Origin of the sequence: Albimonas pacifica (assembly GCF_900113695.1) — a bacterium.
GTDB lineage: Bacteria > Pseudomonadota > Alphaproteobacteria > Rhodobacterales > Rhodobacteraceae > Albimonas > Albimonas pacifica.
In genome coordinates this window covers 85,053-98,542 of sequence record NZ_FOQH01000004.1, presented here as the reverse complement: position 1 = coordinate 98,542, position 13,490 = coordinate 85,053, and the positions used below count along the sequence as shown (strand labels likewise).

Genomic DNA, 13,490 nt, shown 5'->3' with positions numbered 1-13,490 from the left:
AAAACCTCCTTGGCGCGCCGCGCCCGCGCCGCGCGGCCCGCGCCGCTCAGGGCAGCAGCGTGAAGTCGTGGGTCAGGCTCAGGCTCACCCGGTGCGAGCTGTCCTGGTCGTCGATGTCGCCCATCGGCAGGCGGAACTCGTAGCCGAGCCGCAGCCCGGTGTCCTCGGTCAGCCGGTAGCCGTAGCCGGCCCCGGTCGAGAGCACCACGTCGCGGTCCTGCCCGTCGTCGCGCAGCCGCGCGCCCAGGGTGAAGTCGAGCGCGGTGAAGCGGTTCACGTCATGGCGCAGCGTGGCGGCGTAGTCGAAGCTGAGCGTCTCCTCCGACACGCCGGCGGAGCCCTCGTCGAGCGGCGTCTCGATCGAGACGCCGACGCGCGAGGCGAGCGAGGTCGCCGCCGAGATCCGCTGCGTCAGCGAGCCGGAGATGGTGGTGCGGTTCACCGCGTCGCCGTCGTCGTTGGGCGTCACCGACTGGTTCAGCGAGAAGGCGGTGCGCACGTTGTCGTAGGCGTAGGTCATCCCCGCCGCCGCGCGCAGGCCGATCGTGTAGCCGACGTCGGGCACGAGCGTGCCGCCCGGCAGCGGCTGCTTGCGGTCGGAGATCGAGTACTGCGGGCCCAGCGACAGGCTGAAGGTCTTCTGCGGCGTGGCCGCGTAGGACAGCGTCGGCGACAGGCTGAAGGTGTAGGTCTCGGTGTCCTGCGCGCCCTCGGCCTTCAGCACGCTGCTGTTGTAGGACAGCCCCACGCCGATGCGCGAGGAGACCTGCCGCTGCCAGCCCATGCCCATCGAGAGCTGGTTGGAGGGGGTCAGCGCCCGGGTGCCGTCGATGAAGTCGCGCCGCTGCACCGAGACGCTGAAGTTGGTCGAATCGCGGGAGTTGATCCGCTCGTTCGCCGTGACGCCGAAGCCGTAGATGGTGCGGATCGCGTCGGTCCGGTTCAGCGTGGCGTTGGGCGTGCCGGGGTCGGGATCGGTCGGGTCGATCGGCGTCGGCTCGACGCCCGGGTCGAAGAAAGAGAAGCCGCTGGAATCGAGCGTGTCGATCGGCTGGGCCGAGCCGAAGGCCGTCAGCTGCAGGCTGGAGCGGGCGCCGCGCAGGGAGTAGCCGGCGCGCAGGTCCGGGAACAGGCCGCTGATGTCGTCGTTCTCGGAGCCGGTGTAGATGTCGTAATCGATCACGCCGCCGAAGGTGAACAGCGAGCTGGTCGTGGCGTCCCGGTAGTCGAGCGCCAGGCGCGAGCGCGAGCCGACCGCGGCCTCGCCCTCGCTGCGCCCGCCGCCGACGGTTCCGCCGCGGTCCACCTGCAGGTTGGTGTCGCCGAGGAAGGTCTGGGTCAGCCGCCCGGTCAGCGTGCGGTCGCCCGCGTCCGAGGGCGCCGCCGCCAGCGCCGCCGCCGCGGCCGCCCCGACGGCCGCCCCGCCCTGGGCGAGGCGGCGCAGCCGGCCCCGCCGCGCCGGCGCGGCGGCGCCGGCCCCGGGAAGGTCGGGCCCGGGAAGGCTGAACCCCGTCAGGGCGCGTGGCACGTCGCGGGTCTCCGGCTCGGGCTTCGGATCGGGAGAGGCGCGCCTCAGTCCCACAGGCCGCGCTCGGGCGCGTAGATCACGTCGCCTTCCTCGATGACCACGTTGTTGGTCACCGGCAGGCCCTCCTCGACGCGCTCGAAGTCGAAGGTCGTCACGGTCTCGACCCCGTCGGCGTCACGCCGGCGGAGCTGGATCCGGTCGGTGGCGGCGAAGGGGCTGGGGCCGCCGGCGAGGGCGATCGCCTCGATCATGGTGATCTCGCGGTCCGACTCGACCGCGCCCGGCCGGTTCATCGCGCCCATCACGTAGAAACGGATCGGCGCCTCGAGCGCGCTGCTCGCCGCCAGCGGGGCGAGGCCCGCGACCGAGACGGTGATCGTGGGCTGCACCGCGAAGCCCGAGGCGAGCGCCCGGGTCAGCTGCGCCTCGACGTCGGCGGTGGAGCGGCCGGAGACGAAGACCGAGCCCGCGATCGGCAGCGAGATGCGCCCGTCGGGCAGCACCAGCACCTGGGTGCTCAGGCTGGGGTCCTCGAGCACCGAGATCTGCAGCCGGTCGCCGACGCGGATCTTGTAGGGCTCGCCTTCCTCGACGATGCCGGCCTCGCTTTCGGGCAGGCCCATGTTGGCGCGGACGGTCGCCGCATCGGCGGCCGGCGTGGCGGCCGTCGGGGTCTCGCTGAGCGGAGCGGGGACCTGCGCCGAGGCCGCGCCCGCGAGCAGGAGAAACCCTGCCATAAGAAAAGCCTGCTTGAACAAGACGTCGCCCCTCGTTGTTCCGGTCGTGCTTTAACGTCGTGTTCTGACCCGAATCATCTTCGGATTCCATTCAAAACTAAGGCGAAAGCGTGGGAGACGGCGCGCAGATGCTTCGGCGTGGTCCTGGCGCCGCAGTCCGGGTCCGTTCATCGACGTGGCGCCGTTCCGCCGCGATCCGCGACGCGGCGGCGCAGGCGTCGCCATCCGGGCGCCAATGGCGGCGATCGGACCCGGAATCCGGCGGGTTCGTCGTGAATCCAACATTAACGAGGTGAATAGTCGTTGTGCGCGCCGACGTTTTATGGATACGTTCATCTAACGTCGTCGCGCATGGGGATGCGGCGGTCGCTCCGATCTGGGGCGACTGGCGATGCAAGGGTATTGCTGGCCGACGAGTGTGGGGTATCTGGGGGTAGCGATCGGTGTTGCATCACGCCGCATTTCATCAGACAGGCGAGTCCGGCTCCGTGTCCGCACGTGACCTGATGACCGCCGGAACCCGCGAAGGGTTCTACGTGCGCCGCGGGAAGCGCGCGCTCGATCTTCTTCTCTGTCTTCTGACGCTGCCGGTCGCCGGTCCGCTGATCCTGGCCTTCGCGCTGCTGGCGCGGCTGGACGGCGGCCCGGGCTTCTACGGCCAGGCCCGCGTCGGCCGCGGCGGCAAGCTGTTCAAGTGCTGGAAGGTCCGCACTATGGTCGTCGACGCCGACGACCGGCTGGACGCCTACCTGGCCGCGAACCCCGAGGCGAAGCGCGAGTGGGAGGTGGCCCAGAAGCTGCGCAACGACCCCCGCATCACCACCTTCGGGGCCTTCCTGCGCACCACCTCGCTCGACGAGCTGCCGCAGCTTTGGAACATCTTCGTCGGCGACATGTCGTTCGTCGGCCCGCGCCCGTTCACCCCGGTGCAGACCGACATCTACAACGGGATGAGCTACTACGCCCTGCGCCCGGGCCTCACCGGCTCCTGGCAGGTCGGCGCGCGCAACGACGCGAGCTTCGCCACCCGCGCCATCCACGACAGCACCTACGCCCGCCGCGTCTCGCTGTGGCTGGACCTGGGCATCCTGCTGCGCACCGCCCGCGTGGTGCTGGAGCGCACCGGCCGCTGACCGCGCCCCAAGCCCCCGGTTTTCCGACGCCGCCGAGCTCCGCCCGGCGGCGTTTTTCGTTGCATTGCAGCGTTCTGGCCCCTGCGCCCGCCTGTCGCAACCCGCGGCGCGAAGATGACGCCACGCCGTCGTCAGACCCCTCTTGCACCCCCCTGCGAATCTCTGTAGATCACCGCTCACCGACGGACGCGGGCGTAGCTCAGGGGTAGAGCACAACCTTGCCAAGGTTGGGGTCGTGAGTTCGAATCTCATCGCCCGCTCCAAATTCTCCTCCTTCGGGAAGAGACGGTGAACGAAAAGGCCGGTCGCCAGCGACCGGCCTTTTTCGCGTCCGCACGGTCCCTCCGCGGCCCTGGACGCCGCCCGTTCCCGCCGGCCCGCGCCGCATCTCTCCCTCCCGGCCGCGCATCGCCGAGGCGGAGCCGCCCCTGCCCCGCGCCCCGCTTGCCCTCGCCGACCGAACGCCGATGCGCCGGCGCGGGATTCTGTGGGGCCGAGCGGGGGCGCCGCGTCCCGCGCCCGCGCGTGGCTCGCCGCGCGCCCGCGGCGCTGGGGCGGGCGCGGCGCCGCGGGGCGGGCCGGCCCGGCGGCGGAGGGCAGGCGCGCGGGCCTGCCGGAGGGCGCCCGGGGCGGGCCGGGGGCGTTGCGACGCCGGCGGCGGGCGGTCGCCCCGCGCGGTCGCCCGCCGCGGCCGGCGGTCGTCGCGCGGGTCGCGGTCGGGCGCGGGTCGCGGTCGGGCGCGCCGCCCGGCCCGGGGGCGCCCCGGGGCGCCCCGCCGGGACCGCGCCGCGGGCGCGGCGCCGGCGAGGGGCGGGACCGCGGCGCGGCGCCTGCGCGCGCCTCAGTAGGCGAGGTCGGCGGGGGGGGCGATGCCGTTCAGGCGGCTCGCCGCGATCACGGTGTTGGCGAGCAGGCAGGCGATGGTCATCGGCCCGACGCCGCCGGGAACGGGCGTGATCGCGCCGGCGACCTGCACGGCGGAGTCGAAGTCGACGTCGCCGACCAGGCGCACCCGGCCCTCGCCGCGCTCGGGCGCGGGGATGCGGTTGATGCCCACGTCGATCACCGTCGCGCCCGGCTTGATCCAGTCGCCCTGCACCATCCGCGGCCGGCCCACCGCCGCCACCACGATGTCGGCCCGCCGGCAGACCCCGGCCAGGTCCCTGGTTCGCGAATGGGCGATGGTCACCGTGCAGTTCTCGCGCAGCAGCAGCTGGGCCATCGGCTTGCCGACGATGTTGGAGCGCCCGACCACCACCGCCTCCAGGCCCGACAGGTCGCCGAGCTGGTCGCGCAGCATCATCAGGCAGCCCAGCGGCGTGCAGGAGACCATCGCGTCCATCCCCGTCGCGAGCCGCCCGACGTTCTGCACGTGGAAGCCGTCGACGTCCTTCTCCGGCGCGATCGCGTCGATCACCTTGTCGGCGTCCAGCCCCCCGGGCAGCGGCAGCTGCACCAGGATCCCGTGCACCGCGGGGTCCGCGTTCAGGCGCGCGATCAGCTCCAGCAGCGTCTCCTGCGAGGCGTCGGCGGGCAGCTTGTGCTCGAAGCCCTGCATCCCGGCCTCGGCCGTGGCGATCCCCTTGTTGCGCACGTAGACCTCGGAGGCCGGGTCCTCGCCCACCAGCACCACCGCCAGGCCCGGGGTCACGCCCTGCGCCTTCAGCGCGGTCACGTGGCCCGCGATGCGCGCGCGCAGGCCGGCGGCGAAGGCCTTGCCGTCGATGATCCGGGCCGTGGACGAGGCGGGGACGGAGGTCGGTTGGTCCATGAAGCTCTCCTCGGGAGATCGGGAGCGGGAAGGAGGGCGCGGGCCGGCGGGTCAGCCGCGGCCGCGGTAGGGGGGCACGCCCTGGTCGGGCAGCCACAGCCCCTCGGGCGGGGCGCCGGTCTGCCAGAACACGTCGATGGGGATGCCGCCGCGGGGATACCAGTAGCCGCCGATGCGAAGCCAGAGGGGCTTCGCCGCTTCGGCCAGTCGCCGCCCGATGCCCACGGTGCAGTCCTCGTGGAAGGCGCCGTGGTTGCGGAAGCTGGTCAGGAACAGCTTCAGGGACTTCGACTCGATCAGGCTCGCGTCCGGGGCGTAGTCGATCACCAGGTGGCCGAAGTCCGGCTGGCCGGTGACCGGGCACAGCGAGGTGAACTCGGGCGCGACGAAGCGCGCGGCGAACAGCGTCCCCTGCTGGGGGTTGGGCACCACGTCGATCACCGCCGCCTCGGGGGAGGCGGGGGTCTCGACCGTGCGGCCCAGGGTGGTGATCTCGCTCAGCTCGGGCATCCGGGGCCTCCGGCGGGCTTACTTGAAGTAGACGCGGTGGGACCAGGTCTCGCCGTCGGTGATGGTCAGCGACTCGAAGTCCATCAGCTGCAGGACGTCGAAGAGGGTGGCCGTCGCCTCGATCCCCTGGTCCTTGAAGAAGGGCGAGTTGCGCAAGCTGTAGGTCATCTGCGCCAGGATCGCCCGGGCGCGGTAGAGCGTCTTGAAGCCGTCGTCGTCGAGCCCGACCATGATCAGCCGGCGCGAGCCCTCGCCCTTGGCGAAGATCGCGAAGCGCGGGTTGGCGGGCGCCGCGAGCTGGGCGGTGGTGACCATGGTCACGAAGGTCTCGCGCGTCAGCGGGTCCGAGGCGGGGCCGGCGATCATCTCGCGGTCGAACTCCTCCTCGGAGGTGACCGGCGGGTAGTAGTAGCCCTCCTGCGAGTCGGCGGCGGCCGAGGCGACCGGGCAGAGGCCGACGAGGGCGGCGGCGAGAAGGACGGCGGCGGGGGCGGCGAAGGCGGGACGTCGGATCATCTGCGGTCTCCGGGGCGCGGGGGCTGTCGCAACGGGCGTCGGCGGGCGGCGTCTTTCTACGCCGGTCGGGCCGCCGCGGAAAGCCGCGGACGCGCCGGAGGACGGCGGGGGGAGCCTGCGACGGGCCGGCGGCGGGCGCGAGGCCGAATCCGACCCCGCGGCGCGGCCCGGCGACCTGCGCCCCGCCCCCCGGGCGCGCGGCCCGCCCGCCCACCCCCGACGCGCCCGGGGGGCGGCGCGCAGGCCGCCTGCGCGATCGCCCGGAACGGAGGGGGAGCGGCGCCCGCCCTGCGCCCCGCCGCGCGCCGGCCGCACGCCGTTCGGCCGCCCTGTCCCGCCCTTGGGCCCGTCCCGCAGTCTCGTCCCCCCGGCTCGTCCCCCCGCTCGTCCCCCCGGCTCGTCCCCCAGACTCGTCCCGCAGCCGCGTTCCGCCGCCTGGCCGGGCCGCGGTCCGATCCGCCGACGCATCCCGCCCTGCGGCGCCCTCCCGCCCCGCGGCATCGTCGCAGCGCCCCCGGCGTTGACCCTGCCGGGCGGCGCCGCGACAGTCCCTCCCGACCGGCCGGCCGGGAGCCGGCCCCGCGGAAAGACCCTCAGGAGGAACGCCGAATGGGCGAGACGATGCCCGCCGTGATCTGCGAAAGCTGGCGGCCCTACGACGAGATGGAGCTGAAGGAGGTTCCCGTCCCCGGCCCCCTCGCCCCCGGCGAGGTGCGCATCGGCGTCTCCCACGCCGCGGTGAGCTGGGCCACCACCCTGGTCGTCGAGGGCAAGTACCAGCGCAAGCCGACGCTGCCGTTCTCGCCCGGCGCCGAGGTCTCGGGCACGGTGCTAGAGGTCGGCGAGGGCCCGCTCGACGCGCCCTTCGAGGTCGGCGACCGGGTCTGCGCGGCGCTCGACTGGGGCGGCTACGCGGGGCAGGTCGTGGTGCACTCGCGCCATGTCTACAAGATCCCCGAGGGGCTGGACGCGGGCGCGGCGACCGGCGTGCCGATCTCCTGGATGACGGCCTACGGCGGGCTGGTCTGGCGCGCGAAGCTGCAGCCGGGCGAGAAGGCGCTGGTCCACGGCGCCTGCGGCGGCGTCGGCCTGCCGGCCGTCGACATCGCGCGGGCCATGGGGGCCGAGCCCTTCGCCGTGGTCCGCGGCGAGACCAAGGCCGCCTTCCTGCGCGAGCGGGGCGTGGAGCACGTGATCGACTCCACCCGGACCGGTTTCCGCGACTACGTGGCGGAGGCGACCGGGGGCCTCGGCGTCAACGTCGTCTACGACACGGTCGGCGAGAAGGTGTTCCACGATTCGCTGCGCTGCCTCGACGTGGGCGGGCGGCACATCGTGATCGGCTTCGTGGGGGGCGGCATCCCCTCGGTCCCCGCCAACATCCTGCTTCTGAAGAACATTCACGTGGCCGGCTTCAACATGGGCCAGCACGTCGGCTGGGGCGTGAAGGACGAGCGCGAGCGCTGGGCCAACGACTATCGCCGCGGGGTCGAGGCGCTGATGGACTGGTGGGCGGCGGGCAAGATCCGGCCCGAGGTCTACGCGACCATGCCGCTGGCCGAGTTCCGCGAGGGCATGAAGCTGGTCACCGGCCGCGACGCCATCGGCCGCGTGCTGCTGACCCCGTGAGCGGGCGCGCGACCTCCGGCGAGGCCGACCTGTTCGACCTCGCCCGCTTCGTCGCCGCGCAGGAGGGCGCGGTCGCGCGCGCCTTCGCCGAGCTGCGCGCCGGGGCCAAGCGCAGCCACTGGATGTGGTTCGTGTTCCCCCAGCTCGAGGGGCTCGGGCGCAGCGCCATGACGCAGCGCTACGCGATCTCGGGCCTGGCGGAGGCGCGGGCCTATCTCGCCCACCCCGTGCTCCGCCCCCGGCTGCTGGAAGGGGTGGCGGCGGCGATGGAGTCGGGCGAACCCTCGCCGCGCCGCCTCTTCGGCGCGCCGGACGACCTGAAGCTGCGCTCCTGCCTCACGCTCTTCGCCGCGGCCGCCGACGACCCCGCGCCCTTCGACGCGGCCCTGGAGCGGTTCTTCGGGGGCGAGCGCTGCCCCGCGACGCTCGCCGCCCTGCGCGACTGAGGCGCCGCGTCGGGGACCCTCCGGGCGCAGCCGCGCGGACGCGGCCCGCGCCCCGGGCCTGACCCGGGGCCTCTACGCCGGCCCCCCGCGGGGCGGCCGACGGGCGGGCGAAGACGGGCGGGCGAAGACGGGCGGGGGCCGAGGACGGACCCCGCCCTCAGATCCAGCGGCGCTTCACCGGCGGCGGGACGTGCAGGCGCATCCGCTCGCCCAGGCTCAGGGCGCCCGGCCGCTCCACCCAGGCGGTGACGCCGCGCTTGCCCTTCGCGGCGGACTTGAACGCCTTGCCGTGGCCGGGGGCGAGGTCCTCGATCACCCGGGCGGGGAGCTGGCAGGGCGCGTTCTCCATGTCCACGGTCAGCGCCACGCCGCCGTCCGAGATCAGGCGGGAGGAGGGGGGCACGTCGGTGAACCCCTCGATCCCGCGCAGCACCAGGTTGGCGCCCACCCACTCCGGCGGCAGCCGCTCCAGCCCGATCTTCGCGGCGATCGCCTCGAGCTCCTCGGCCGAGAGGACGGAGAGCTGGCGCACGTTGCGGATCTCGACGCCCTTCTTCGGATACTGCGAGGTGACGCGGGAGCAGGAGGGGCGGGTCAGCCCGCCGTGGCACTCGCCCGCGAAGCCGGTCCAGTCGACCGCGACGGTCTCGAGCGGGGTCGAGACCAGGCCGGCCTCCCGGTCGGGGACGATGCCGAGGTAGACGATCTCGGCGGTGAAGTCGGTGGGGACGAGGATCGGCATGGGGGCTCCGGGCTCAGGCGGGGAGATGGGCGGCGGGCAGGAAGCCGGCGGGCCAGTCGGGGGGCGGGTCGCCCGCGAGGAACCCCGCGGCCGCCTCGGCGCAGAGCGGGGCGAGCGCGAGGCCGATGCGCTGGCCGCCGCCGGCGACGACCACCTGCGGGCGGTCGGGCAGGGGGCCGACCACCGGATCGCGCGAGGTCGCCCGCGGCCGCAGCCCCGCCCAGCGCGCCAGCACCGGGGCGTCGCGCAGCAGCGGGCAGAGGGCGCGCGCCCGCGCCACCACGGCGTCGAGCTGGGCGTCCGTCCGCAGGTCGGCGCGCCCCTTCTCGGCCGTGGCGCCGACGCCGACGGTCCCGTCGGCATGGGGCACGATCCACAGGCCGCGGCCCATGATCACCGGCGCGCCCTCGGGCGCGGCCAGCCCCAGGCGCGCGGCCTGCCCGTGCTCCGGCCCGCCGGCGAGGCCCGCGGCGGCGAAGGCGGCGGCGCCGGTGGCGAGCGCCAGCCGGCCCGCCCGCAGCGGCCCGGTGGACAGCGCGAAGCCCTCCGCCCGCGGGGCGGGGTCGAGCAGCACCGCCCCGTCCAGCATCCGGGCGCCCCGCGCCTCGCAGGCCGCGCGAAGGGCCGCGAGCAGGCGGGCGCCGTCGAGCCGGGCCGTGGCCGGATCGAAGAGCGCCGCCTCCGCCTCCAGCCAGCCCTCGGGCCAGGCGCCGGGGACGCGGATCGCGCAGGCCTCGCCCTGGGCCTCGCGCAGGGCGGGCAAGCGGGTCTCGGCCCGCTCGCGGGCGGCGGCGTCGGGCAGGATCGAGAGCCGTCCGGGTCGGGCGTAGCCGACGCCGAGGCCGGTCTCCGCCTCCAGCGCCGCCAGCGCCTCGGGCAGGCCCGCGAGCGCCTGGGCCTGGAGCCTCTTGAGGGGCGTCGGGCGGCCCGGCTGGTGGGGGGCGAGGGCGCCGGTCGGGGTCGCCGAGGCGCCCGCCGCCCCGATGCGCCCGGCGTCGGCCACGGCGACGCGCATCCCGCGCTTCAGGCAGGCGAGCGCGGTCCACAGCCCGAAGGCGCCGCCCCCCGCCACCAGCACGTCGATGCCTGTCCCGCTCGTCATGGCGCGGACGTGACCACGCGGGGCGGAGAGGGGCAAGGGGCGCCGCTGCGCCCGGCGCGCAGACGTCCCGCCCGACCGCCGCGCCGCCCGCGCCGGCACGCCTCCCGCCCGCCCACCCCGGCGCGCCGGCGCGGGCGGCGCGACGGCCGGGCCCGGGTGGGGAGGGAGGCGGGGGCTTCGGGGAGAGGGGGCTTGCGCTCCGCCCGATCCGCCGGCGCAGCGCGATTGCGGCTCGCGCCCGGGCACGGCTGCTGCGGGAGGCGCGGGCAGGGATCGAGGGGCGGCGGGCGGAGCGGCGGGCGCGGCGCGCGCGGCGCCGTCGCGAGGGCTTGCGCAGGCCCCGGCGTCGTCGCCATTCTCCGTTCATGGAACTCGACAGCATCGCGGCGCCGCCGGTCCCGGATCCCCCGGGCGAGGGCGACATCGAGCGGCGCGGGGCGCGGCCGCGCTCGCGCCGCCATGCCGACGGCTTCGCGCCGGCGCGCAACCCGGAGATGCGGACGCCCGCGCGGCTCGCCGCGGCTCGGCGCACCCGCAGGGGCGGGACCTGCGCCGCCTTCTCCGCCGCCGCGCCGGCGCCCGCGGGCTTCACGGTCGAGCGGCGGCGACGCCGCTGCGTCAAGCGCCGGATCACCGCGGGGCGGCTGCCATGAGCGCCCGCGCCCCCGGCCGCGTCGCGGCGCCGACGCCCGACCCCGCGGCCGCGCGCATCGCGGCGCTGGAGGCGGAGATCGCGGCCTGCCGGGCCTGCGCCGGGCGCTTCGCGGCCACCCGCACCGCCCATGCGCCGCGGCCGGTGACGCGGATCTCTTCGACCGCGCGGCTGCTGATCGCGGGGCAGGCGCCGGGGGCGCGGGTGCATGCCTCGGGCCTGCCGTTCGACGACCGCTCCGGCGACCGGCTGCGGGACTGGCTGGGGGTGGACCGGGAGACGTTCTACGACCGATCCCGCGTCGCGATCCTGCCCATGGCCTTCTGCTTTCCGGGCTACGACGCCCGCGGCTCGGACCTGCCGCCGCCGCCGCTCTGCGCGCAGCTGTGGCGGGAGCGGGCGCTGGCGGCCATGCCGCAGGTCGAGCTGACCCTGCTGGTCGGCGCCCATGCCCAGGCCTGGGCGCTGGGCGGGAAACGCAATCTCACGGAGCGGGTCAGGGACTGGCGCGACCACCTGCCCGGTCCTATTCCCCTTCCCCATCCCAGCTGGCGCAATACCGCCTGGCTGCGTCGCAACCCCTGGTTCGAGGAGGAGCTGGTCCCATGGCTGCGCGCCCGCGTCTCCGACCTGCTCTGAGCGCCGCGGCGCTCTCGCTCGCCCTGCTGGCCGCGGCCTGCGCGCCGGGGCCGGGCGCGCCGAGCGTCCTCGACGGCCTGCTGACCGGGGCCGAGGACGGGCAGGCGATCGTCACCCCCCGCGGGCCGCTGGCCCTGTCGCGCTGGCCCGCCGAGCGGCCCCGCGCGGTGCTGCTGGCGCTGCACGGCTACGGGGACTACGGCCCCTCGACCTACGGCGCGGCGGCCTCGGAATGGGCGGCGCGGGGGATCGAGGTCTACGCCTACGACCAGCGCGGCTTCGGGCGCAACGCCTCCAACCGCCGCTGGCCGGGGCCGGAGGCGCTGATCGAGGACCTGGAGGCCGCCGCGCGCGACGTGCAGGCGCGCCACCCGGACCTGCCGCTGTTCGTGGCCGGCCACTCGATGGGCGGCGGCGTGGCGCTGGCGGCGGCCGGCGAGGGCCGCCTGCCCGGCGTCGCCGGGGTGGTGCTGTTGGCGCCGGCGGTCTGGGGGGGCGAGACGATGAACCCGCTGTTCCGCGCCTCGGCCTGGACGGCGGCGCAGATCGTGCCGGACCAGCGATTCTCGGCCCGCGCGAGCCCGGTGACGATCTACCCCTCGGACAACATCGAGATGCTGCGCGCCCTCTCGGCCGATCCGCTGCACTATGCCAACCCCTCGTCGCGGGAGTTCCTGGGCCTGATCCGGCTGATGGACCGCGCCTGGGCGGCGGCGCCGCAGGACCGCATCGACACGCTGGTGGTGCACGGCGCCCACGACCAGGTGGTGCCCGAGCGCTCGGTCCGCGCGGCCTTCGAGCGGCTGCCGGGGCCCAAGGAGTTCGCCTACGTCTCCACCGGCTGGCACATGCTGCTGCGCGACCTGGAGGCCAGGACGGTGCACCGTCTGGTCGGCGACTGGATCCTGGCGCGCGGCCTGCCCCCGACGGCGTCCGCGACGCCGGCCGACTGAGCGCCCGGCGGGCGCCGCGGGCCGGCGGCCCCTCGCGGCCCCCGGCGCGAAGAGACCCCCGCCGGCGCGCCCGCGGGGCGCCGTGCGACCCATTGACTGCCGCGCCCGCAGGGCCGACACGGACGCCGACCGCCGCTGCCCGGAGACTTTCGCGATGACCGACGCCCCCGAGACCCCGCTCGACCGCGCCATGCGCCTCGCCGGGGGGGACGTCGCGGACGGTCGGGTGATCGACGCGCTGCTCAACGCCCGCCTGTGCCTGCTGCTGAAGGCGCCGCCGGGGCCGGACGGGGCGCTCTCGCCCCTGCTGCTGGAGCTGGAGGCGGGGCCGACGGCGCTGGCCTTCGACGACGAGACGCGGCTGGCGGCCTTCGGGGGCGGCGAGGACTATGCCGAGGCGCCCGGCCGGGCGCTGATCGGGATGCTGACGGGGCGGGGGGTGAACCTGGCTGTGAACCCGGGCGTCGCGCCCTCGGAGATGTTCCACGCGGCCGAGGCGCTGGAGTGGATGGCGCAGGTCTCCGCCGCCGAGGCGCGGGACGCCGAGGGCCGGATCAGCGCCCTGTCGGCGCCGCGCGGGGCGGAGCCGGCGCTGATCTCGGCGCTGGACGCGAAGCTGGCGGCGCTGGGGGCCTGGCTGGCGGAGGCCTGGCTGGTCTCGGCGCAGACGCCCGAGGGCGACCGCCTGGCCCTGGCGCTGGCCGAGCGCGAGAGCGGCGCCCCCGCGGCCGGCCGCGCCCTGGAGGCCGCCGCCGAGGCCCGCCGCCGCGCGGTGGTCCTCGCGATCTCGGAAAGCGCGCGCCTCGCCGCGCCCGACTGCCCGGTCGAGATCTTCTTCGCCCCCGCCGGGGGCCCGGCGCTGGCCGCGGCCCGTCGCGCCGGCCTCGGCTTCGAGATCCCCGAGCCGGAGGCCCCCGCCGTCCCCGGCGCCGCGCCCGGCATGGACCCGTCCCGCCCCCCGAAACTGCGCTGAGGCGCCCGCCGTCCGTTGCGCGGACGGCGGGAGCGCCGCGTCCGGCGTCGCGCCCGCCGCCGGGTTCCGCCCGCGGCGCACGGCGGGCGCGGCGCGTGGGGGAGGCCGCGGGCGACGGGGGCGGCGTCGCGCCCGCCGGGATCGCAGGGCACGCAGCGC

At 75.9% G+C, this 13,490-nt stretch carries 14 protein-coding genes and 1 tRNA gene; 8 read left to right on the top strand and 7 right to left on the bottom strand.

Annotated features, from left to right (window positions below; all coding sequences use genetic code 11):
- Nucleotides 1–46: 46 nt before the first annotated feature.
- Both BM064_RS08810 and BM064_RS08805 read right to left on the bottom strand, forming a co-directional pair.
- Nucleotides 47–1,528, bottom strand: a complete 1,482-nt coding sequence (locus BM064_RS08810; protein WP_092859401.1) for a hypothetical protein — start codon at nt 1,526–1,528, stop codon at nt 47–49.
- A gap of 44 nt (nt 1,529–1,572) precedes the next feature.
- Nucleotides 1,573–2,265 carry a polysaccharide biosynthesis/export family protein gene (locus tag BM064_RS08805; RefSeq protein WP_092859400.1) on the bottom strand — a complete coding sequence of 231 codons (693 nt, stop codon included), beginning with the start codon at nt 2,263–2,265 and terminating at the stop codon, nt 1,573–1,575.
- 488 nt (nt 2,266–2,753) lie between these two features.
- Here BM064_RS08805 and BM064_RS08800 point away from each other — a divergent pair, with 488 nt between their 5' ends.
- Together BM064_RS08800 and BM064_RS08795 are read left to right on the top strand one after the other, a co-directional pair.
- Entirely contained in the window at nt 2,754–3,398 is a 645-nt protein-coding gene (locus BM064_RS08800; RefSeq protein WP_245779103.1) for a sugar transferase, read from the top strand.
- A 188-nt stretch (nt 3,399–3,586) separates the two neighbouring features.
- A tRNA-Gly gene (locus BM064_RS08795) sits at nt 3,587–3,661 on the top strand.
- 578 nt (nt 3,662–4,239) lie between these two features.
- Here the strand turns inward: BM064_RS08795 and folD are convergent.
- The 3 genes from folD to BM064_RS08780 are packed head-to-tail and all read right to left on the bottom strand — an operon-like array spanning nt 4,240 to nt 6,195.
- Nucleotides 4,240–5,169 carry a bifunctional methylenetetrahydrofolate dehydrogenase/methenyltetrahydrofolate cyclohydrolase FolD gene (gene folD / locus BM064_RS08790; protein WP_092859398.1) on the bottom strand — a complete coding sequence of 310 codons (930 nt, stop codon included), beginning with the start codon at nt 5,167–5,169 and terminating at the stop codon, nt 4,240–4,242.
- A gap of 51 nt (nt 5,170–5,220) precedes the next feature.
- Nucleotides 5,221–5,679 carry a preQ(1) synthase gene (gene queF / locus BM064_RS08785; protein ID WP_092859397.1) on the bottom strand — a complete coding sequence of 153 codons (459 nt, stop codon included), beginning with the start codon at nt 5,677–5,679 and terminating at the stop codon, nt 5,221–5,223.
- An 18-nt stretch (nt 5,680–5,697) separates the two neighbouring features.
- Complete coding sequence (locus BM064_RS08780) at nt 5,698–6,195, bottom strand: hypothetical protein (protein ID WP_092859396.1); 498 nt, start codon at nt 6,193–6,195, stop codon at nt 5,698–5,700.
- A 609-nt stretch (nt 6,196–6,804) separates the two neighbouring features.
- On the opposite strand from BM064_RS08780, the gene BM064_RS08775 reads away from it, so the two are divergent.
- Together BM064_RS08775 and BM064_RS08770 are read left to right on the top strand one after the other, a co-directional pair.
- Entirely contained in the window at nt 6,805–7,824 is a 1,020-nt protein-coding gene (locus tag BM064_RS08775) for an NADPH:quinone oxidoreductase family protein (protein WP_092859395.1), read from the top strand.
- Nucleotides 7,821–8,270: a DUF1810 domain-containing protein gene (locus tag BM064_RS08770; RefSeq protein WP_245779102.1), complete on the top strand. Its 450-nt coding sequence runs from the start codon at nt 7,821–7,823 to the stop codon at nt 8,268–8,270. The genes BM064_RS08775 and BM064_RS08770 overlap by 4 nt, the downstream gene beginning before the upstream one ends.
- 157 nt (nt 8,271–8,427) lie before the next feature.
- On the opposite strand, the gene BM064_RS08765 is transcribed toward BM064_RS08770, so the two are convergent.
- Together BM064_RS08765 and BM064_RS08760 are read right to left on the bottom strand one after the other, a co-directional pair.
- Nucleotides 8,428–9,012 (bottom strand): MOSC domain-containing protein, encoded by a 585-nt coding sequence (locus tag BM064_RS08765; protein WP_092859394.1) that lies wholly within the window; start codon nt 9,010–9,012, stop codon nt 8,428–8,430.
- Nucleotides 9,013–9,025: 13 nt separating this feature from the next.
- Nucleotides 9,026–10,114 carry an NAD(P)/FAD-dependent oxidoreductase gene (locus BM064_RS08760; protein ID WP_092859393.1) on the bottom strand — a complete coding sequence of 363 codons (1,089 nt, stop codon included), beginning with the start codon at nt 10,112–10,114 and terminating at the stop codon, nt 9,026–9,028.
- Between the two features lie 365 nt (nt 10,115–10,479).
- On the opposite strand from BM064_RS08760, the gene BM064_RS28315 reads away from it, so the two are divergent.
- From BM064_RS28315 to BM064_RS08740, 4 genes are all read left to right on the top strand, one after another.
- Nucleotides 10,480–10,767, top strand: coding sequence for an MnmC family methyltransferase (locus BM064_RS28315; RefSeq protein WP_092859392.1), 288 nt, complete (start codon nt 10,480–10,482; stop codon nt 10,765–10,767).
- Nucleotides 10,764–11,405, top strand: coding sequence for a uracil-DNA glycosylase family protein (locus tag BM064_RS08750; protein ID WP_092859391.1), 642 nt, complete (start codon nt 10,764–10,766; stop codon nt 11,403–11,405). Before BM064_RS28315 ends, BM064_RS08750 begins: the two co-directional genes overlap by 4 nt.
- Nucleotides 11,372–12,358 carry an alpha/beta fold hydrolase gene (locus BM064_RS08745; protein ID WP_092859390.1) on the top strand — a complete coding sequence of 329 codons (987 nt, stop codon included), beginning with the start codon at nt 11,372–11,374 and terminating at the stop codon, nt 12,356–12,358. The genes BM064_RS08750 and BM064_RS08745 overlap by 34 nt, the downstream gene beginning before the upstream one ends.
- A gap of 154 nt (nt 12,359–12,512) precedes the next feature.
- A complete protein-coding gene (locus tag BM064_RS08740) occupies nt 12,513–13,331 on the top strand; it encodes an SseB family protein (protein ID WP_092859389.1) in 819 nt (272 codons plus the stop codon).
- Nucleotides 13,332–13,490: the final 159 nt, after the last annotated feature.